This is a genomic window from Caballeronia sp. ATUFL_F1_KS39 (assembly GCF_023630985.1).
Classification (GTDB): Bacteria; Pseudomonadota; Gammaproteobacteria; order Burkholderiales; family Burkholderiaceae; genus Caballeronia; species Caballeronia zhejiangensis.
The window spans coordinates 20576-41722 of sequence record NZ_JALQDZ010000019.1 but is presented as its reverse complement, the minus strand read 5'-3'; the positions used below and the strand labels follow the sequence as shown (position 1 = coordinate 41722).

Genomic DNA, 21147 nt, shown 5'->3' with positions numbered 1-21147 from the left:
TTTTTTATGGCAGCAACGGGCGTCATTCATTACCTTCAATCCGGCGATGCCGTGACGCACGCGGTCGCGGGTTTGCTGCTCGCCATGTCGCTCGCGAGCTGGTGTTTCCTGCTTGTGAAGGCGTGGATTCTGGCGCGCGCCAAGTGGCAAGGTCCGCGCGCATTGCAGCGTTTCTGGCAGGCGCCGAGTTTGAAGGATGGCATCGGCGCATTGCAGCGCGCGGATCGCGAGCGTGTGTTTCTGCCACTCGCTGAAGCCGCGTGGCGCGCTTCGGAAGCTGAAATGCCCGGCGCGATGCTCGCCCGCGTCGAGCGCAGCGAGCGCGTGTTGCGCGCGCTGCGTCATGCGTTGCAGCGTTCGCAACGAAGGCTCGAATTCGGTCAGGTTCTGCTCGCATCGGTGGGGAGCACGGCGCCTTTCGTCGGCTTGCTCGGCACCGTCTGGGGCATTTATCACGCGCTGTCGAACATCGCGTCGAGCGGTCAGGCGATGATCGAAAACGTCGCCGGGCCGGTCGGCGAGGCGCTCATCATGACGGCATTCGGTCTCGTCGTCGCGATTCCCGCCGTGCTCGCGTACAACATTCTTGGGCGCTACGTGCGGCAGATTTCCGAGGAACTCGACGGATTCGCGCACGATCTGCATGCGTTCGTGTGCGGTCCGGCCGAATAGGAGCGCGGCGATGGCCTTCGGCGGACTCGACAAGAAGACGAACGGTGCGCCGATGGCGGACATCAACATGACGCCGCTCATCGACGTCATGCTCGTGCTGCTCGTCATCTTCATCATCACCGCGCCGCTTTTCACGCACGCGATCCGGCTCGATTTGCCGAAAGTCTCGTCGCAGCCCGCGCGCGAGACGCCGCAAACCGTCACGCTGTCCATCGACGACGCCGGCAAGCTCTTCTGGAACGACACGCCCGTCACTTTCGATCAGATGCGCGCGCGTTTCGCCGACGCGGGCAAGCGCGCGCAGAAGCCGGAACTGCATCTGCGTGCGTCGAGCGCGACGCGCTACGACGTCATCGCGCAGGTAATGGGCGCGGCGCAGCAGGCCGGTCTGGAGCGCATCGGCTTCGTCACGCAGCCCGCGAAACCGCAGCAGCCAGCGCCCGCGCAATAAGCGCGCGAACCGGCGCGCATCGAACGGTATAATCGCGATTTCCCCGTTCGGCGGGCCTTGGCCCGAGCCAGCAGGCCCGAATTCCGACGCCGCGTGGCAGCAATGCCGCAGCGCCCGGCCTCGTTGCCCGAATCGATAGCGGCGAGTCCCAAAGTCCGTTCCCAGCATTTGCCGAAAGCCAAATCACACCATGCACGATAAATACGCACCCGCCGACGTCGAATCCGCCGCGCAGAGCAACTGGCGCGCGAACGACGTCTACCGGACGACCGAGACGTCGGCCAAGCCCAAGTTCTATTGCGTCTCGATGCTGCCGTATCCGTCGGGCAAGCTGCACATGGGTCACGTGCGCAACTACACCATCAACGACGTGATGTACCGTTACTTGCGCATGAACGGCCACAACACGCTGATGCCGATGGGCTGGGACGCGTTCGGCATGCCCGCCGAAAACGCGGCGATGGCGAACAACGTGCCGCCGGCGAAGTGGACGTACGAGAACATCGCGTACATGAAGAAGCAGATGCAGTCGATGGGCCTCGCCATCGACTGGTCGCGCGAAGTCGCCACCTGCTCGCCGGATTACTACAAGTGGAACCAGTGGCTGTTCCTGAAGATGCTGGAAAAGGGCATCGCGTACAAGAAGACGGGCACGGTCAACTGGGATCCGGTCGATCAGACCGTGCTCGCCAACGAGCAGGTCATCGACGGGCGCGGCTGGCGCTCGGGCGCGCTCGTCGAAAAGCGCGAAATCCCGATGTACTACCTGCGCATCACCGATTACGCGGATCAACTGCTCGACGATCTCGACGGCCTCGGCTGGCCCGAGCGCGTCAAGATCATGCAGCAGAACTGGATTGGCAAGAGCTTCGGCGTGAACTTCGGCTTCCCGTATGAAATCGACGGCGAAGCGAAACTGTTGCGCGTATTCACCACGCGCGCCGACACGATCATGGGCGTCACGTTCGCGGCGGTCGCGGCGGAGCATCCGCTCGCCACGCGCCTCGCGCGCGACAACGCCGATCTCCAGGCGTTCATCGACGAATGCAAGCGCGGTGGCGTGGCCGAAGCCGATGTCGCGACGATGGAAAAGAAGGGCGTGCCGACCGGCTTCTTCGTCACGCATCCGCTGACGGGCGCACAAGTCGAAGTGTGGATCGGCAATTACGTGCTGATGTCCTACGGCGAAGGCGCGGTGATGGGCGTGCCGGCGCACGACGAGCGCGATTTCGCGTTCGCGAAGAAGTACAAGCTGCCGATCAAGCAGGTGATCGATGTCGAGGGCAAGACGTACTCGACCGACGCCTGGCAAGAATGGTACGGCGACAAGACCGCGGGCAGGCTCATCAACAGCGGCAAGTACGACGGCCTGACGACGGAAGAAGCCATCGACGCGATCGCCGCCGATCTCAAGGCGAAGAACCTCGGCGACAAGCAGGTCACCTGGCGTTTGCGCGACTGGGGCATCTCGCGCCAGCGCTACTGGGGCACGCCGATTCCGATCATCCATTGCCCGTCGTGCGGCGACGTGCCGGTGCCGGAGAAAGATCTGCCGGTCGTGCTGCCGGAAGACCTCGTGCCGGACGGCTCGGGCAACCCGCTCGCGAAGTCGGAAGCGTTCGTGAACTGCACGTGCCCGAAGTGCGGCGCGGCGGCGAAGCGCGAAACCGACACGATGGACACCTTCGTCGATTCGTCCTGGTACTTCTCGCGCTACACCGCGCCGGACGCGCCGACGATGGTCGACGAGCGCACCGATTACTGGATGCCGATGGATCAGTACATCGGCGGCATCGAGCACGCGATTCTGCACCTCTTGTACTCGCGCTTCTGGACCAAGGTCATGCGCGACATGGGCCTCATCAAGTTCAGCGAGCCCGCGAAGAATCTGCTCACGCAGGGCATGGTGCTGAATGAAACGTTCTATCGCGAGGACGCGAGCGGCAAGAAGACTTGGTACAACCCGCTCGAAGTCACGGTCACGCACGATGAAAAGGGCCGCCCGACGGGCGCGACGCTGAACGCGGACGGCAAGCCGGTCGTGCTCGGCGGCGTCGAGAAGATGTCGAAGTCGAAGAACAACGGCGTCGATCCGCAAACGCTGATCGATCAGTACGGCGCCGACACGGCCCGTCTTTTCGTGATGTTCGCCGCACCGCCCGAGCAGTCGCTCGAATGGTCGGGCGCGGGCGTCGAAGGCGCGAGCCGCTTCCTGCGCCGCGTGTGGCACTTCGCGCATGACAACGCCGATGCGCTGCGTCAGCACGCGAAGCTCGACGCATCGAAACTCGGCGACGCCGAGAAGACCTTGCGCCGCGAAATCTATACCGTGCTAAAGCAGGCCGATTTCGACTACGGCCGTCTGCAGTACAACACGGTCGTGTCCGCCGCCATGAAGATGCTCAACGCGGTCGAAGGCGCGAAGAACGTCGGCGCCGGCGTGCTGAACGAAACCTTCGGCGTGCTGTTGCGCGTGCTGTATCCGGTCGTGCCGCACATCACCTTCCAGTTGTGGTCGGAACTCGGCTACGAGAAGGAGTTCGGCCCGCTCCTCGATGCGCCCTGGCCGAAGGTCGACGAAGCCGCGCTCGAGCAGTCGGAAATCGAGCTGGTGCTGCAGGTCAACGGCAAGGTACGCGGCGCGCTGACGGTCGCGAAGGAAGCATCGCGCGAAGACATCGAAAAGGCCGCGATCGCGCACGAAATGTTCGAGAAGTTCGCCGAAGGCCGCACACCGAAGAAGGTGATCGTGGTGCCGGGGCGTCTCGTCAACGTGGTCGTCTGATGCGCACAACCAAGGGAGTGGATGTGACCGGCAAAGTCAGCGCGAGCAGGCGCTCGTTTCTCTCGTTTGTCCCGCTCCTCGGCGGCGCGGCGATGCTGTCCGCGTGCGGCTTCCAGCTTCGCGGCCAGCAGGACTACGCGTTCAAGCGGCTCGCGATCACCGGCGGCACGCCGCAGATGGTCGCGCGCCTCGAGCGCATGGTTCAGGGCGGCAGCGACACCGTGATCGTCAAACCGTTCGAGAAGCCGGACGCGACGCTCAATCTGAACGAAGGCCAGGGCATGCGCACGCTGAGCCTGAACGCGCAGGGCGTGATCCAGGAATACGAGCTCGTCTTCTCGCTGAACTACACACTGCTCGGCGCCGACGGCACGTTACTGATTCCGCCGAGCACCATCGCGCTGAATCGCTCGATGACATACAGCGATCAATACACGCTCGCGAAATCGCAGGAAGCGACGCTGCTCTACAACGACATGCGCAACGACGCCGTCGATCAGCTGACGCGCCGTCTCGCGACCGTGCGTTCGCTGCACCCGGCGCCGGGCGAGCAGACACCGGGCGTCGCGCCGCGCGCGCCGCTGCCGGTGCCGCCGCTTTGATCGGCCGGGTTCGCTTGGCATCATGCAACTGAAGCTCGACGCGCTCGAAGCGCATCTCGCCAAAGGCCTGAAAGGGCTGTACGTCGTCTACGGCGACGAGCATCTGCTCGCGCAGGAAGCGTGCGACCGCATTCGGGCAACGGCGCGCGCGGCGGGCTTCACCGATCGCACGGTGTTCACGGTCGAGCGTGGATTCGACTGGAGCGCGCTCATCGGCGCAACGCAGTCGATGTCGCTGTTCGGCGACCGTCAACTGATCGAACTGCGCATTCCGACCGGCAAGCCCGGCAAGGAAGGCGCGGAAGCGCTGAAGACGCTCGCCGATGCCGATAACCCGGACGTCGTGACACTCGTTACGCTGCCGCGTCTCGACAGCGCGACGCAGAAATCCGGCTGGTTCACGGCGTTGCTGGGCGCGGGCGTCGCGTTGAAGGTCGATCCGATCGAGCGCGCGCAGTTGCCGATGTGGGTCGGCCAGCGGCTTGCGCAGCAAGGCCAGCGTGTCGCCCCGGGCGAGGAAGGGCGGCGCGCGCTGTCGTTCATCGCGGAACGCGTGGAAGGCAATCTGCTCGCCGCGCATCAGGAAATCCAGAAGCTCGGGCTGCTGTATCCCGAGGGCGTGCTCACGTTCGAGCAGATTCACGACGCGGTGCTGAACGTCGCGCGCTACGACGTGTTCAAACTCAACGAAGCGATGCTGACGGGCGATGTCGGCCGTCTCGCGCGCATGCTCGATGGCCTCAAAGGCGAAGGCGAGGCGGCAGTGCTCGTGCTGTGGGCGCTCGTCGAGGAAGTTCGCACGCTGCTGCGTATCAAGCGCGGCGTCGCATCGGGCAAGCCGCTCGCGACACTCATGCGCGAGAACCGCGTCTGGGGTCCGCGCGAACGGCTGATCGGCCCGGCGCTCTCGCGCGTGACGGACGAGGCGCTGGAAAAGGCGCTGTCGCTGGCGGCGCGGCTGGATCGGCAGGTGAAGGGACTGTCGGGCAGCACGGGCAAGCGCGGCAGCGAGCCGCCGCCGGATCCGTGGGCCGGCATGTTCGAACTGGCGATGGCCGTCGCGCACGGCGGCAAGACGGCGCAGCCCGCGCCAGCGCCACGACCGCGTCGCTAGAACGCTTCCGTCACGCGCTGTTGCAATCTGTGCAACAGCTTAGAATGAACTTTTCGACGCGCGCAGCGCCGACGCAACGAGACCCACGATGAACATCGATCAATACATGACCGACCTCGGCCGCCGCGCCCGCAAGGCGTCGCGCGCGATGGCGCGGGCGTCCACGGCGGCGAAGAACGCGGCGCTCATCAGGGTGGCCGACGCCATCGAGCGCGAGCGCGAAGCGCTCAAGGAAGCGAATGCGCGCGATCTCGCCCGCGCGCGCGAAAAGGGTCACGACGCGGCGTTCATCGACCGCCTGACGCTTTCGGACAAGGCGCTGAACACGATGGTCGAAGGCTTGCGTCAGGTCGCCGGGCTGGCCGATCCGATCGGCGAGATCAGTGGGCTCAAGTTCCGTCCGAGCGGCATTCAGGTCGGGCAGATGCGCGTGCCGCTCGGCGTGATCGGCATCATCTATGAATCGCGGCCCAACGTGACCATCGACGCCGCCGCGCTGTGTCTCAAATCCGGCAACGCGACCATTCTGCGCGGTGGCTCCGAGGCGCTCGAATGCAACACGGCGCTCGCGAAGCTGATCGGCGTCGGGCTCGAAGCGGCGGGCTTGCCGCAGGACGCGGTGCAGGTCGTCGAGACGGCGGATCGCGCGGCGGTCGGCAAGCTCATCACGATGACCGAATTCGTCGACGTTATCGTGCCGCGCGGCGGCAAGAGCCTGATCGCGCGCCTGATGGAAGAAGCGCGCGTGCCGATGATCAAGCATCTCGACGGCATCTGCCACGTCTACGTCGACGATCGCGCCGATCTCGCGAAAGCAGCGGCCATTTGCGACAACGCGAAGACGCATCGTTACGGCACCTGCAACACGATGGAAACGCTGCTCGTCGCGCGCGGCATCGCGAACGAGGCGCTGCCGCAACTCGCGCGCGCGTTCCAGGCGAAGGACGTCGAGTTGCGCGTCGATGGGCAAGCGCGCGCCGTGCTCGAAGCGGCGCAGGTCGGCTCGCTCGTCGACGCGACCGAAGAAGACTGGAGCACGGAATATCTGGCGCCGGTGCTGGCGATCAAGGTCGTCGGCGATCTCGACGAGGCGATCGAGCACGTCAACACGTACGGCTCGCACCACACGGACGCCATCGTCACCGAAGACCACGACCGCGCGATGCGCTTCCTGCGCGAAGTCGATTCGGCGAGCGTGATGGTCAACGCATCGACGCGTTTCGCGGACGGCTTCGAATTCGGTCTGGGCGCGGAAATCGGCATCTCGAACGACAAGCTGCATGCGCGCGGACCGGTCGGTCTCGAAGGGCTCACGTCGCTCAAATATGTCGTGCTGGGGCGCGGCGAAGTCCGTCAATAAAAATCAGAACCGATGCTCTGGATCAAATCGCTGCATATCGTGCTCGTCGCTTCATGGTTCGCGGGGCTGTTCTATCTGCCGCGCATCTTCGTGAACCTTGCGATGGAGAAAGACCCCGCGGCCACCGCGCGCCTGCTGCTCATGGCGCGCAAGCTCTTTCGCTTCATGACGTTCATCGCCGTGCCCGCGCTCGCGTGCGGGCTGTGGCTGTGGCTCGTCGTCGGCATCGGCGCGGGGCAGGGCTGGCTGCACGCTAAGCTGACGATCGTCGTCCTGCTGATCGCCTATCACGCATATTGCGGGCGCTTGCTGCACACATTTCAGCGCGGCGAAAACAAGCGTTCGGACAAGTGGTATCGGATGTATAACGAGCTGCCGGTGCTCGGGCTGCTCGGCGCGACGCTGCTCGTCGTGATCAAGCCGTTCTGACGCGTTCCTGCTTCACCAGATCGAGGACCATTTCCCCGAACACTTCGGGACGGCCCTCGAAGGAACGCTGGACCACATTCTTGTCAAGCATGTAGCGGCGCGGCGATTCGCGTTCTTCGTGATTGTTCGCGAGCCTGACCGCCGCTTCGATATATTCCTCGACCGTGTCCGCGACCAGCCAGCCGGGCATGTACGCGCGCATGAACATGGCGCCGTCGATGCGCTCGAACACTTCCCTTCCTGATACCGATATTAATCTCTGCGGTTGGTTTCTTCGCCGGATAGTCGACTGGCTCCATCGCGGGCGACGGCCGATGGGGCTGGCCATCTTTCGGAAGTTTCAATAGCTTTTCGCTGAAACATGCCGGATCGCCGACGTAATCGGCGGGAGCCGCATGTTCGACACGTTGATCGCCAGCAACGACGTGCCCACGCTCCGCATGTGGAGACGTCGGGGTGTATCGATCATGTCAGCGTGGAAGACCGCAGGTAATGATTGCATGCGCACAGCGGCCCGAGCGCTTCGTCCGGCTTTCCGCCATAAACACAGATTTCAAAGCGCTCGACAGTGAAGGAACAGTCCACGTTGCATGGTCCTGCAAGACATCGGGTTGGTGGGAAGAATAGGCGATCCATCGCCCTTCATTCGACGTCGAAGCGAACTTCGCCGTCTACGCACCCACACGCCGCCCTTCGAGCACGTCCTTCGCTTCCGCGAGCTTTTCCGCCAGCGCGGGTCCGCGCGCCAGGGCAAGACCGACTGCCAGAATGTCGCCGATCGCGAGATGTGAAACGCGCGATGTCATCGGCGAAAATATGTCGGTATCTTCATCGACGTTTGCGAACAATCCGACTGTGGCGAGACGCGCGAGCGGCGAATTGCCGTGCGTGATCGCAATGACCTTCGCTCCGCCATTCAGCGCCGATCTGCACGCGTCGAGAATGTCCCGCGTGCGTCCCGTATTCGATATCGCGACGACTACATCGCCCGCACCAAGAAGCGCCGCCGAAGTGGTGTACGTGTGCGGGTCCGAGTATGCGACAGATGGCACGCCCAACCGAAAAAATTTGTGCTGTATGTCGAGCGCGGCGATGCCCGAGCCGCCCGCGCCGTAGAACTCGATGCGCCGTGCTTCCGCGAGCATCGCGATCGCGGCCGCGACACTGTCCGACGACAGGCTGTTGCGCACCGCGATCAATGCGCCGATGGTCCGGTCGAGCACCTTCGCCGCGACGCCGGCGGCCGGTTCATCTGTGCGGACGTCGCGATACACGGTAGGAACATCCGCTGCTACCCCTTGCGCCAAGCGAATCTTGAACTCGCGAAATCCCGAAAAGCCGAGCGCCTGACAGAAACGCGCAATCGTCGGCTGGCTGACGCCCGCGCGCGCGGCGAATTCGGTCATCGAAAGGTCGAGCACCTCGCGCGGCGCTTCCAGCACGTACTCAGCCAGCTTGCGCTCGGACGGACGCAGTTGCGCGCGCATCGCTTCGACTTGGGACAGCAACATCGGAATTCTCGCCTATTCTGAAAATTGCTACGGACTATAACGGATGATCAGTTTTGTACAAATACTACATAAACTGCATGCAGAATCTTAGGGAAATCCCGTAAACGTCCGTGGGATAAGTGTCTTATTCATTTGGCTGCTTGTCGTTCTGGCCAGGTTTTCGATTGTCATCGTGTAGTTTTTCTCCTAAACTCGCGAGACACGGCACCATCACAAGACAACGATCCAAACGCCGTCCCTCGCAATGTTCAACCCAATCTCAACGGCAGGCAGCCGGGAGTGAGACGAAGGAGCTTCGATGGTTTCCCCGCATCCGCAACTCAAGAACGTCACCGATCGCATCATCGAACGCAGCAAACCGACGCGCGCAGCCTATCTCGCGCGCATCGACGCGGCGCACGGCCTGTTCCCGGCGCGCGGTGCGCTGTCCTGCGCCAATCTCGCGCACGGCTTCGCCGGCCTCGAGGGCCAAGAAAAGTTCGCGATCAAGGCGGTGCGCGAGCCGAACATCGGTATCGTGTCGTCTTATAACGAGATGCTCTCCGCGCACGCGCCGTACAAGAGCTTTCCGGACATCATCAAGCAGGCGGCGCGCGCGCATGGCGGCATCGCGCAATTCGCGGGCGGCGTGCCGGCTATGTGCGACGGCATCACGCAAGGCAACGCGGGCATGGAGCTGTCGCTGTTCTCGCGGGAAGTCATCGCGATGAGCACGGCCGTCGCGCTGACGCACAACATGTTCGACGCGGCGCTGTGCCTTGGCGTGTGCGACAAGATCGTGCCCGGACTCGCGATCGGCGCGCTGCAGTTCGGCCATCTGCCGACCATTTTCGTCCCAGCCGGCCCGATGACGAGCGGCCTCACCAACGACGAAAAAGCCAAGGTGCGCCAGGAATTCGCGACCGGCAAGTGCGATCGCGGCGCGCTGCTCGAAGCCGAAGCGGCGGCGTATCACGGTCACGGCACCTGCACGTTCTACGGCACCGCCAACAGCAATCAGATGCTGATGGAAGTGATGGGCCTGCATCTGCCGAGCGCGGCGTTCGTGCATCCGCATACGGAACTGCGCGACGCGCTCACCGCCGAGGCCGCGCGCCGCGTGCTCGATATCACGCTCGAACGCGGCAACTACACGCCGATCGGTCATGTCGTCGATGAAAAGGCGATCGTGAACGGCATCGTTGCGCTGCTCGCGACGGGCGGTTCGACCAATCACACGCTGCATCTCGTGGCGATCGCGCGGGCGGCGGGCATCGTGATCGACTGGAACGATTTCGACGAGCTGTCGCAGGTCGTACCGCTGCTCGCGAAGATCTACCCGAATGGCAAGGCCGACGTGAATCACTTCCACGCAGCAGGCGGCGTCGCGTTCCTCGTGCGCAATCTGCTCGAAGGCGGGCTGCTGCATGAGGACGTGCAGACGGTCGTCGGCAAAGGGCTGTCGCATTACACCAAGGAGCCGAAGCTCATCGACGGCAAACTGCAATGGGTCGACGGCGTGGCGGAGAGCCACGACACGAAGGTGCTGCGCGCGATCGGCGAGCCGTTCCAGCCGGACGGCGGACTGCGGCTGATGCAGGGCAAGCTCGGGCGCGGCGTCATCAAGATATCGGCGGTGGCGCCGGAGCATCGCGTGGTGAAGGCGCCGGCCATCGTCTTCAATTCGCAGGAAGAAGTGCAGGAAGCGTTCGACAAGGGCGAACTGAAGCGCGATTTCGTCGCCGTCGTGCGTTTCCAGGGCGCGCGCGCGAACGGCATGCCGGAGTTGCATCGATTGACGCCGCTTCTGGGCGTATTGCAGGATCAGGGCTTTCACGTCGCGCTAGTGACCGATGGACGCATGTCGGGCGCATCGGGCAAGGTCCCGGCGGTCATTCACGTATCGCCGGAAGCGCTGCTGCAAGGTCCGCTCGGCAAGGTCCGCACCGGAGATATGCTCGTGATCGACGCACCCGCGGGCGTGCTCGACATCGAAATCGATGCGAACGAGTGGGCATCACGCGAAGTCGAGGCTCCGCTGCATCAAGCGGAGAACGAAGCGGGCTTCGGCCGCGAGTTGTTCGGCGTGTTCCGCAGCGCGGCGTTGCCGGCGGAGCAGGGCGCGTCGGTCTTCGGCGCGTTGATCGGCGCGGCAGCAAGCCACGACGGACACGCCCATGCGACGGCCGCCGCGCCCGAACGAAACGCGCTTCGCGACAATGCGCGGGCGGCGGCGTCGGCGCTGAACAAGGCGCACGCCACGAATCACTGAACGGAACAACGAAGGGCGTATCGCCCGGGACCTGAGAGAAACCCGCGGACAGACCCCAATGGCGCCGCTCAAAAACCAGGAGTCGTATCAAATGAAAACGGTAAGCGAAATCGTGCGTCTGGGACCGGTGATCCCGGTTCTGGCTTTCGAAACGATCGAGCAAGGCGAGCACGTGTCGCGTGCGCTGCATGCGGGCGGCGTGAAGGTGCTGGAAATCACGCTGCGCACGCCGGCGGGCATCGGTGCGATCGAGCGCGCGAGCCAACTGGCAGACGATATCGTCGTCGGCGTGGGCACCATCACGAAGCCGGAGCATTGCGCGCAGGCGAAGAAGGCGGGCGCGCAGTTCGGCGTGTCGCCCGGTCTCACGAAGGACATGCACAAGGCCGCGCAGGACGCCGGATTGCCGCTCCTGCCGGGCGTGATGACGCCAAGCGATATCATCACGGCGATGGAACTCGGCTATGAAATCGTCAAGTTCTTTCCGGCGCAACAGGCGGGCGGCATTCCGATGCTTCAGGCGTTCTACGGACCGTTCCCAAACCTGAAATTCTGTCCGACGGGCGGCATCACGGCAGAAACCGCGTCGAGCTTCCTGGCGCAGCCGAATGTGGTGTGCGTCGGTGGGTCGTGGCTCACGCCGAAGGCCGCGCTCGCCGCGCAGAATTGGGAGGAAGTCACGCGCCTCGCGCGGGCGGCGAGCGAATTGGCGCCGCATAAGTAAATTGCTGCACTAATCGAAAACGCGTCGCGGCCGTGCGAGCGGCCGGGCGCGTTTTGTTTTTTCGCCTTTCGGTCAGGGCACTTCGCGCCCGACGATGCTCCTCTTCAGACATGCTTTCGCGTGCGCCGTCAGTCGAGCACGCGAACATCAAGCTTTTTCGTCAAGCGATTCGATCAATATTTGAATCGTATAAATCCAAATTTCGAAACGCATTGTGTTTAAGACGTTTTGCGCATTTAAGACTCGCATAGGACTTGTCTCATTAATCCCTGGTTCACTGGGAATTCTAGCGATTTTTCTATATATTTAGCTTTCAGAAGTTCCCGATATATTTAATCGCGGGAGCGAATCAGGACGGTTCGGCGCATGCTGCACCATGCCTTCGTACTTCCGCGCGATGCTGCTCGCACCAACGCCGATCCCGCCGCATCAGCGTTTAACAGTGTGCCGGCCGAAACGATGCCAATCCGATGACCATCCGAGTCGGAATATCAGTCGTCACACATCAAGGCCAAAGCATCTGGCAAAACGGCCTGGGCCAGAACGTGATCTTCTTGTCGGAAGCGCTTCAAAAGCTTACGTTCATCGAGAGTGTTTCGCTCATCGACGTGGGCGACCAGAACGCATTGCCGCCGCAGGTGGACGCCGCGTCGAAAGGCCTGCGCATCATGCGGACGCATGATGCGACCGACGCCGTCGACGTCATCTTCGAAATGGGCGGCGCGCTCGACACCGAATGGCTCGATCTCATGCGCGCGCGTGGCAAGAAAGTCGCGTACTACTGCTGCGGCCAGCCGTACGTCGGGCTCGTCGAAGCGCCGGTGTTCGACAAACCCGTGCACGTCATGCGCGCGGACCGTTACGACCAGGTCTGGCTGATGTTGAAGGATCGTGCTTTCGTCCCGATGATGCGTATGCTGCATCGCTGTCCCGTTCATATCATTCCGTTCATCTGGCATCCGCAGTTCATCGAGAGCCGTATCGTCGAAGTCGAGGAGCACGGTCTGCGCTTCGGCTACGAGCGCCGCGCGGACAAGTCGGCCCAACCGGCCATCCAGCCGCAAGGTTTCCGGGTCGCAATCTTCGAGCCGAATATTTCGGTGGTGAAAACGTCGAGCATTCCAATGCTCGTCTGCGAAGAGGCGTATCGCGCGGATCGTTCGAGCGTGTCCGCCATGCATGTGCTCAATTCCATGCACATGAAAGATCACCCGACGCTCATGTACATGGCCAACTCGCTCGACATTGTGAAAGCCTCGAAGGCGACGTTCCATGGCCGTAACGATATCGCTGGTTTCATGGCGCAATACGCCGATGCAGTCGTGTCGCATCAGTGGGGCAACGATCAGAATTACCTGTACCTGGATGTGCTTTATGGCGGCTATCCCCTCGTCCACAATTCGCCGTGGCTGAAGGACGCCGGTTACTACTATCCGGGTTTCGACGCGCAAGAGGGCGGACGTCAGTTGCTGCGCGCGTTCCGTGAGCATGACGACAATCTCAATGCATATCGCGCAGATGCACAGCGCGTCATCGACGCGGTCAGTCCTTTCAATCAAGCCAACCTGGATGCGTTCGCAGAACGGTTGATCATCCTTTGTGCGGGAAGCAAGCTCGAGGTAGGCGTATGAACATGCAAAGCAAATCCCGCGGGCCGGAGCGGATCACCGTCGGCGTTTCCATTTTTATCCGCAAAGGCGAGCAGTCGCTGTGGGAAAACGGCATCTTCCAGAACTGCCTTTATCTCGTGATGTTGCTCATGCGCTCGCCGCGCGTGAAATCGACTTATCTCGTGACGGGCGGCGGCGACGGCGGCCCCGAAGACGCAAAGCGCTTCCTGTCTGATTCACCCGTGCCGCTCATCGACATGGAAACGGCCATGTCGAAACTCGACGTCATGATCGAAATGAGCGCGCAGCTCAGCAAGGAATGGGCGATCAAGTTCCGCGAGAAGGGCGGCAAGGTCATCACGATGCGTGTCGGTAACGACTATGTCATCGATATCGAACGCATGGTCTTCAATCTCCAGCACGCGCTGCTGATTTCGGGCGCGCCTTACGACGAAGTCTGGACGCTACCCGAATACGAAGTCAGCTGCAAACCGTATTTCGAAACGCTCTTCCGCGCGCCGGTGAAGCTGATGCCACACCTGTGGAGCCCGGTCGTACTCGAACGTGAAGCGGCAAAGCTGCCCAACGGTCAGAAGTTCGGTTATCAGCCGGGGCGCCGTCGTTGGCGCGTGGGCATTTTCGAGCCGAACGTCTGCATGGTGAAAACGAGCTATATCCCAATGCTCGCCTGCGACGCGGCGCATCGCGAGAATCCGGACATGCTCGAACGCGTGTGGGCCTTCAACACGTTCAAGCTGAAGGATCACGCGGCGTTCGTCGGCTTTGCGCATAGCCTCGATTACGTGAGACACGGGCTTGGCAACTTCGAGGGACGATTCCCCTTCGCGCATATCGTGCCGGCCTCCGTCGATGCGGTCGTGAGCCATCAGTGGGAAAACCCGCAGAACTACGTTTATTACGAAGCGCTCTACGGCGGCTATCCGCTGATTCACAACTCGCATCTTATCGGCGAGTGCGGCTATCGCTATCACGAATTTGATTGCGAAGAGGGTGGCCGCGCGTTGCTTCGCGCCTTCGCCGAGCACGATGCCAATCTCGAAAGCTATCGCGCGACCGCGAAGAAGTTCCTTCACACGCTCGACCCGGAAAACGAAGACAACGTGCGGATCTACACGCGGGCGATCGAGGCCGTGTACGCGAAGGCGTGAGTTCGGGATTCAAGCATCTGCCGCGAGGCAACGGCGTTAACGGGAATGAAGAAGTTGCGAACTGGCATACGATCGGCCTGTTCCACGAGGCCGAAACGTTGTGGAACAACGGTATCAAGCAGAACGCGGTGTTTCTCGCGGAAGCACTCAAGAACTGTCCGACCGTCGAGAGCGTCGTGCTCCTCAACACGACGCATGTGGCGAACACGAACCAATTGCCCTGGGATCTCGAGCGCTGGCTCACCGTCACATTCGATGATGCGAAGGACAAGGTCGATGTGTTGATCGAGCTTGGTGGCCAGATCGACGCGAACGCGACGGCTTATCCGAAGGAGCGGTGCGCGCGCCTCATCTCTTATTGTTGCGGTTTCGAATACGTCCAAGCGATGGAGTCGATTCTGTTCAAAAGACCGACTTTCGGCGACAACCTGTTCGTCAATCAACGCTACGACGACATCTGAATTCCGCAAGTTGCGAACATCAGCGCGCCGTACTTTGAAGTCATGCGTCGTCAAACCGCGCGGATGGTGCAATTCATCTGGAGCCCCATTTTCCTGAAGGCGCGTACCGCTTCGTCGCCGCATTCGGGCGAGCATCAGCCGCACGCGGGCCGCGTCGCCTGAGCGTGATGGAGCCGAATATCATTATCGTGAAATTCTGTCTTTATCCGGCGATGATCGCGGAATTGGCTTATCGCGAACGGCCTGACGACATTCAATTGCTTCAGGTGACCAACGCGCAGCATCTGGCCACGCAGTGCCGCGAATTCATTGCGCTGAAGAACCAGCTGGACATCGTGCGGAATCACAAGGCGGTGTTTCTCGGACGCTTCGACACCTCGACGTATCTTGCCAAGCATACCGATATCGTCGTGTCGCAGCATTGGGAAAATCCGCTGAATTACTTTTAACCGGGGGGTGCTGAGTCGCCGAGATGCCATGGCGCGAGGCAAGAAGAGTTCTGGCGGCGCGGTATGCAACTTGGCAGACGGTCAGGGCGCCACATTAGCGGCTTACCGGCAAGAAGCTAGCGATCCGGACGACATGTTCCGTGTGGCGGGACGCCGCCCGGATTGCAAGATCGCCAAGTAATCGTGGTTCCGCGCCGACAATCCGCAGCTCAGGCCAAGCGGAAGCCGCGCGCGCCAATTGGACGTCCGGTGGGAAGCGGGGCCGCGTTTCGCACGCGCGCGCTTCTCGCTGCCATTTCTCGGCCGACTTCCTCGCTTACAAGTAAAATTCCGTTGCCCAGCGCCGTGTTTGCGCTTGCCGGATGTTGCCGCGTGTGCAGTGCAACGACGGCAAACGCATACATAGCGCAGAAAACCTCAACAAAATCAAGGAGGCGTTATGCCAGCCGTCCACGGGAGCATGCTACTGCTCTACGCGGTGATCGCGATCGCGGTTCTGATCCTGATGATCGCCCGCTATAAGGTTTACCCGTTCCTCGTTCTCATGATCGTGTCCGTATTGCTTGCCCTCGCGGTCGGCATGCCGATGGACAAAATCGTGAAGTCGTTCGAAACCGGCAACGGAAATACGCTCGGTCACATTGCTGTCGTCGTCGGCCTTGGCACGATGCTCGGCAAGATGATGGCCGAATCGGGCGGAGCCGAGCGCATCGCCAATACGCTGATCAATCTCTTCGGTGAGAAGAACATTCACTGGGCGATGATGGTCGTCGCGATCATCGTCGGCTTGCCGGTGTTCTTCGAAGTGGGCTTCGTGCTGCTGATTCCCATTGCGTTCAACGTCGCGAAGCGCACCGGCAAGTCGCTGCTGTTGATCGGTCTGCCGATGGTGGCGGGTCTCTCGGTCGTGCACGGTCTGATTCCGCCGCACCCGGCTGCGTTGCTCGCGGTGCAGGCGTACCACGCCGATATCGGAAAGACAATCGCCTACGGTCTGATCGTCGGCGTGCCGACTGCAATCGTCGCCGGCCCGCTGTTCGCGCTGTTGATCCACAAATACATCAAGCTGCCCGACGCCAACGCGCTCGCCGACCAGTTCACCCAGAAGCACGGCGATACCGAGAAGAAGCGCGATTTGCCGAGCTTCGGCATCACGTTGTTCACCATTCTGCTGCCAGTCATTCTGATGTTGATCGGGAGCTGGGCCGATCTGGTTTTCACGCCGAAAACGCTGCCGAACGATTTGCTGCGTTTCATCGGCCAGTCGGATATGGCGCTGTTGATCGCCGTGCTGGTCAGCTTCTGGACGTTCGGCGCGAAGCAGGGCTTCAACCGTGAGCAGATTCAGAAGTTCTGCGGCGAGTGCCTAGCGCCGATCGCGGGCATTACGCTGATCGTCGGCGCTGGCGGCGGCTTCGGCCAGGTTCTGCGCGATAGCGGCATTTCGCAGCAGATCGTCGCGACCGCGTCGTCGGCGAACCTGTCGCCGCTGTTGCTTGGCTGGTTCGTCGCCGCGCTGATCCGTCTGGCGACAGGCTCGGCCACGGTCGCGATGACCACCGCCTGCGGCATCGTTGCGCCGATCGCCGCCGCGGCGGGCGGTCACACGAGCCCGGAACTGCTGGTGCTCGCCACCGGCTCCGGCTCGCTGATCTTCTCGCATGTGAACGACGGCGGCTTCTGGTTGATCAAAGAGTATTTCGGGATGACGGTCGGTCAGACGTTCAAGACGTGGTCGTTGCTCGAAACGATCATCTCTCTGATGGGCCTGGGCTTGACCTTCGTGCTCGCGATGTTCGTGTAAGGAGACTTCGATGATTTTGATCGCAATGGGCGTGTCGGGTGCCGGCAAGTCCCTCATCGGCGAGATGCTGGCGGAGCGGCTGCACTGCACTTTCACCGACGGCGACGCGTTCCACAGCGCCGCGAACAAGGAGAAGATGCACAAGGGCATCCCGCTGACCGACGAGGATCGCTGGCCGTGGCTCAAGACCATTCGTGCCGCGATCGAGGAAAAGCAGCGTGCGGGCGAGACGGCGGTATTCACGTGCTCGTCGCTGAAACGCTCGTATCGCGACATCCTGCGCGACGGCGATCGCGACGTGTGCTTCATCTATCTGCACGGCACGATGGATGTGCTTCGCGAGCGTCTCGGTTCGCGCACCGGACACTTCTTCGATCCGTCGCTGTTGCAGAGCCAACTGGACACACTGGAAGAACCCGGCGAGGACGAGGCGATTACGGAAAGCATCGAGCTCACGCCCGAGCAGATCGTCGACAACGTGCTCGAGAAGTTGAAGACGCGCAAATGACGCTCCAATGAAAAAAGCCCCGGAATTCCGGGGCTTTTGTCTTTTTGCTTAGCTGATCCGCTTCGCCAGCTCCACCGCCTTGCCGATATACGAGCCGGGTGTCATCTCAAGCAGCAGCTTCTTCGCGTCGGCCGGAATCGCCAGCCCGCCGATGAACGTCTGCAGCGCCTCGCGCGTGATGCCCTTGCCGCGCGTCAGTTCCTTCAATTGCTCATACGGGTTCTCGATGCCGTAGCGGCGCATCACCGTCTGCACCGGCTCGGCGAGCACTTCCCACGTATTGTCGAGATCTTCGTTCAGACGCGCCGCGTTCACTTCGAGCTTGTCGAGGCCACGGATCAGCGCGTCGTAAGCGAGCAGCGAGTACCCGAAGGCGACGCCGATATTGCGCAGCACCGTCGAATCGGTCAGATCGCGCTGCCAGCGCGAGACCGGCAGCTTGTCCGCGAGATGGCGCAGCGTCGCGTTCGCGAGGCCGAGATTGCCTTCTGAGTTCTCGAAGTCGATCGGATTGACCTTGTGCGGCATCGTCGACGAGCCGATTTCACCGGCCTTCGTCTTCTGCTTGAAATAGCCGAGCGAAATGTAGCCCCACACATCGCGATCGAGGTCGAGCAGAATCGTGTTCGCGCGCGCGACGGCGTCGAACAGTTCGGCCATGTAATCGTGCGGCTCGATCTGGATCGTGTACGGATTGAACGTGAGCTTCAGCCGATTTTCGACGACATCTTTCGAGAACGCTTCCCAGTCGAAGTCCGGATACGCCGACAGATGTGCGTTGAAGTTGCCGACCGCGCCGTTCATCTTGCCGAGCAGTTCGACCTTCTCGATACGCGTGATCGCGCGCGCAAGACGCGCCGCGACATTGGCGATTTCCTTGCCGAGCGTCGTCGGGCTGGCGGGCTGACCGTGCGTGCGCGAAAGCATGGGCTGCTCTGCGTGCATGTGCGCGAGCTTCACGAGACGTTCATGCACCGAGCGCAGCGCGGGCAAAATCACGCGTTCGCGCGCGCCGGCCAGCATCAGACCGTGCGATGTGTTGTTGATGTCTTCCGACGTGCACGCGAAGTGGATGAATTCGCTTGCGCGCTCCAGTTCCGGCTGACCCTTGACCGACTCCTTGAGCCAGTATTCGACGGCCTTCACGTCGTGATTCGTCACGCGTTCGATGTCCTTGATGCGCGCCGCATCGTGCGCGGTGAAGCGCTCGGCGAGGCCCAGCAGGAACTGTTCGGAAGCGTCGGAGAAGCGCGGCACTTCGGCCAAACCCGCGCGCGACAACGCGATCAGCCAGTGAATCTCAACCGTCACGCGATGGCGCATGAACGCGGCTTCGGAAAGCCAGTCGCGCAGGGCTTCGGTCTTGGCGGCATAGCGGCCGTCGAGCGGCGAGAGCGCGGTGAGCGCAAAGAGGGTATCGGGACGGGTATCGGACATGATTGCTTGTCGCAATGGAAGGAAAAGACGCGAGAACCGCGCATTTTACCATCGGATGCGTCCCAATCTCCGAAGCTCACCCCGCCCGCAGTTCCTCGTCGAGTGCGCGGAGCTGCGCGGGCGTGCCGACGTTTTCCCATCGGCCTTCGTAGAGCTCGCCGCTCGCGCGCCCGGCCGCGATGGTTTCGCGATAGTACGGCGTGAGTGCGCGGCGCGTGCCGGGTGCGAGATCGTCGAACATGCGCGTGTCGTACAGACCGATGTTGCCGAACGTATAGCGCGGCTCGCCTTCCAGCGCGAGCGTGCCGTCGTTCAGCGCGAAGTCGCCCTTCGGATGGAACGGCGGATTCGGCACCATCACGAGATGCATGCCGGGCGAGGGCATCGAAGCGAGCGTCGAGGCGCGCTCGCGCAAGGTCGCGTAATCGAAGTCGCAAAAGACGTCGCCGCTTACCGCGATGAACACGTCATCGCCGATCAGATGACGCGCCCGTGCGATGCCGCCCGCCGTCTCCAGCGCTTCGGTCTCGGCCGAATAGCGCAGCTCGACGCCCATATGAGAACCGTCGCCGAGCGCGCTTTCGATCTGATCGCCGAGCCACGCATGATTGATGACGATCGTTTCGACGCCCGCCGCCGCGAGACGCTCGATCTGCCACATGATCAAAGGCTTTCCGCCGACCGGCAGCAACGGCTTCGGACAGAGGTCGGTGAGCGGGCGCATGCGTTCGCCGCGTCCGGCGGCGAAGATCATCGCCGTTTTCAAAGCGTGCGTCATCGTGAATTAAAAGGTGTAGCCGACATCGACCGCGCGCCCTTCCAGCGAATCGAGCAGACGCGCGAACGGCCACAGCGGCGCGTAGCGTTCCGCGACCTTGCGCGCATAACCGATGAAGCGCGGCAGATCGGCGAGATAGCGCGGCTTGCCGTCGCGATAGTGAATCCGCGCGAAGAGGCCGAGCACCTTGATGTGGCGCTGCAGGCCCATCCATTCGAGCTGGCGATAGAACTCGCCGAAATCCTCATCGACGGGAAGTCCGGCCTTTTTTGCGCGCCCCCAGTAATACGCGACGCAGTCGAGCTGAAACTCTTCTTCCCAGCTGATGAACGCGTCGCGCATGAGCGAGGCCATGTCGTACGTGATCGGGCCGTACACCGCGTCCTGAAAGTCCAGCACGCCCGGATTCGGTTCGCACACCATCAGATTGCGCGGCATGAAGTCACGCAGCATGAAAGTCTGCGGCTGCGCGAGCGCGCTTTGCACCAGCAGCGTGAACGTGGCGTTGAGCGTCTTGCGTTCGTCGGCGGTGACTTCACGGCCCAGATGGCGTCCGATGAACCACTCGGGCATCAGCTCCATCTCGCGGCGCAGGAACGCCTCGTCGAACGGCGGCAGCACGCCTTCGCGCGCGGTTTGCTGAAAGCGGATCAGCGTGTCGATCGCGGCGCGCATCATCGGCCGCGCGTTCTTTTCGTCGAGCACCGACATGTAAGTCGTCGTGCCGAGATCGGTGAGCAGCATGAAACCGGCGTCGAAATCCGTTTCCAAAACTTTCGGCACATGCACGTTCGCGGCCTCGAGAAGCCCGGCGACCTGCACGAATTCGCGGCATTTTTCCGGCGGCGGCGCATCGACGGCGATGAGCGTTTTGCCGAACGCCGAATCGCTCTCGAGCCTGAAATAGCGGCGAAAGCTGGCATCGGCGGAGGCGGGAGCGAGGCTCGCGACGTTCAGCCGGTAGGGTCCGGCGACGTTTTCGAGCCACGAGCGAAGCTGGTTCAGGCGGGCGTCGGAAGGAATGTGCGTCAT

The 21147-nt window shown here is 62.3% G+C and carries 18 protein-coding genes and 1 pseudogene; 14 read left to right on the top strand and 5 right to left on the bottom strand.

Annotation, left to right across the window (positions count from 1 at the left end; translation table 11 throughout):
* Positions 1-6 precede the first annotated feature (6 nt).
* The 7 genes from NCR93_RS11475 to NCR93_RS11445 all read left to right on the top strand — a co-directional run bounded on the left by NCR93_RS11475 (position 7) and on the right by NCR93_RS11445 (position 7413).
* Positions 7-672, top strand: a complete 666-nt coding sequence (locus tag NCR93_RS11475) for a MotA/TolQ/ExbB proton channel family protein (RefSeq protein ID WP_008342860.1) — start codon at positions 7-9, stop codon at positions 670-672.
* Positions 673-682: 10 nt separating this feature from the next.
* A complete protein-coding gene (locus tag NCR93_RS11470) occupies positions 683-1123 on the top strand; it encodes an ExbD/TolR family protein (protein WP_034471494.1) in 441 nt (146 codons plus the stop codon).
* 190 nt (positions 1124-1313) lie between these two features.
* Positions 1314-3908, top strand: a complete 2595-nt coding sequence (gene leuS, locus NCR93_RS11465) for a leucine--tRNA ligase (protein ID WP_034471496.1) — start codon at positions 1314-1316, stop codon at positions 3906-3908.
* 92 nt (positions 3909-4000) lie between these two features.
* On the top strand, positions 4001-4510 hold the full coding sequence (locus tag NCR93_RS11460; RefSeq protein ID WP_404989936.1) for an LPS-assembly lipoprotein LptE: 510 nt from the start codon (positions 4001-4003) through the stop codon (positions 4508-4510).
* Between the two features lie 22 nt (positions 4511-4532).
* On the top strand, positions 4533-5624 hold the full coding sequence (gene holA / locus NCR93_RS11455; protein ID WP_250478803.1) for a DNA polymerase III subunit delta: 1092 nt from the start codon (positions 4533-4535) through the stop codon (positions 5622-5624).
* 88 nt (positions 5625-5712) lie between these two features.
* A complete protein-coding gene (locus tag NCR93_RS11450) occupies positions 5713-6984 on the top strand; it encodes a glutamate-5-semialdehyde dehydrogenase (protein WP_250478802.1) in 1272 nt (423 codons plus the stop codon).
* A 12-nt stretch (positions 6985-6996) separates the two neighbouring features.
* Entirely contained in the window at positions 6997-7413 is a 417-nt protein-coding gene (locus tag NCR93_RS11445) for a CopD family protein (RefSeq protein ID WP_008342849.1), read from the top strand.
* Here NCR93_RS11445 and NCR93_RS11440 read toward each other — a convergent pair.
* Together NCR93_RS11440 and NCR93_RS11435 are read right to left on the bottom strand one after the other, a co-directional pair.
* Positions 7400-7741 carry a hypothetical protein gene (locus NCR93_RS11440; protein ID WP_250519757.1) on the bottom strand — a complete coding sequence of 114 codons (342 nt, stop codon included), beginning with the start codon at positions 7739-7741 and terminating at the stop codon, positions 7400-7402. The genes NCR93_RS11445 and NCR93_RS11440 overlap by 14 nt on opposite strands.
* Before the next feature lie 343 nt (positions 7742-8084).
* Positions 8085-8924, bottom strand: coding sequence for a MurR/RpiR family transcriptional regulator (locus NCR93_RS11435; RefSeq protein WP_250532225.1), 840 nt, complete (start codon positions 8922-8924; stop codon positions 8085-8087).
* 298 nt (positions 8925-9222) lie between these two features.
* Between NCR93_RS11435 and edd the strand changes: the two genes are divergently transcribed.
* The 7 genes and pseudogenes from edd (at position 9223) to NCR93_RS11390 (ending at position 17900) form a co-directional block, all read left to right on the top strand.
* Positions 9223-11175, top strand: coding sequence for a phosphogluconate dehydratase (gene edd / locus NCR93_RS11430; protein WP_250519756.1), 1953 nt, complete (start codon positions 9223-9225; stop codon positions 11173-11175).
* Between the two features lie 91 nt (positions 11176-11266).
* Positions 11267-11899, top strand: a complete 633-nt coding sequence (eda, locus tag NCR93_RS11425; RefSeq protein ID WP_008342842.1) for a bifunctional 4-hydroxy-2-oxoglutarate aldolase/2-dehydro-3-deoxy-phosphogluconate aldolase — start codon at positions 11267-11269, stop codon at positions 11897-11899.
* Between the two features lie 470 nt (positions 11900-12369).
* Positions 12370-13530 (top strand): DUF2827 domain-containing protein, encoded by a 1161-nt coding sequence (locus tag NCR93_RS11420; RefSeq protein ID WP_284502671.1) that lies wholly within the window; start codon positions 12370-12372, stop codon positions 13528-13530.
* Positions 13527-14678, top strand: a complete 1152-nt coding sequence (locus NCR93_RS11415; protein ID WP_250478799.1) for a DUF2827 domain-containing protein — start codon at positions 13527-13529, stop codon at positions 14676-14678. The genes NCR93_RS11420 and NCR93_RS11415 overlap by 4 nt, the downstream gene beginning before the upstream one ends.
* Positions 14675-15588 (top strand): annotated as a pseudogene (locus tag NCR93_RS32020) (DUF2827 family protein). Before NCR93_RS11415 ends, NCR93_RS32020 begins: the two are co-directional and overlap by 4 nt.
* 439 nt (positions 15589-16027) lie before the next feature.
* Positions 16028-17392 (top strand): GntP family permease, encoded by a 1365-nt coding sequence (locus NCR93_RS11395; protein ID WP_250519754.1) that lies wholly within the window; start codon positions 16028-16030, stop codon positions 17390-17392.
* A 10-nt stretch (positions 17393-17402) separates the two neighbouring features.
* Positions 17403-17900 carry a gluconokinase gene (locus NCR93_RS11390; protein ID WP_008342835.1) on the top strand — a complete coding sequence of 166 codons (498 nt, stop codon included), beginning with the start codon at positions 17403-17405 and terminating at the stop codon, positions 17898-17900.
* Between the two features lie 48 nt (positions 17901-17948).
* Here NCR93_RS11390 and purB read toward each other — a convergent pair whose 3' ends face one another.
* From purB to NCR93_RS11375, 3 genes are all read right to left on the bottom strand, one after another.
* A complete protein-coding gene (purB, locus tag NCR93_RS11385; RefSeq protein WP_008342833.1) occupies positions 17949-19337 on the bottom strand; it encodes an adenylosuccinate lyase in 1389 nt (462 codons plus the stop codon).
* A gap of 76 nt (positions 19338-19413) precedes the next feature.
* Positions 19414-20115 (bottom strand): N-acetylmuramate alpha-1-phosphate uridylyltransferase MurU, encoded by a 702-nt coding sequence (gene murU / locus NCR93_RS11380; protein WP_250532224.1) that lies wholly within the window; start codon positions 20113-20115, stop codon positions 19414-19416.
* A 6-nt stretch (positions 20116-20121) separates the two neighbouring features.
* Positions 20122-21147, bottom strand: coding sequence for an aminoglycoside phosphotransferase family protein (locus NCR93_RS11375; RefSeq protein ID WP_244807615.1), 1026 nt, complete (start codon positions 21145-21147; stop codon positions 20122-20124).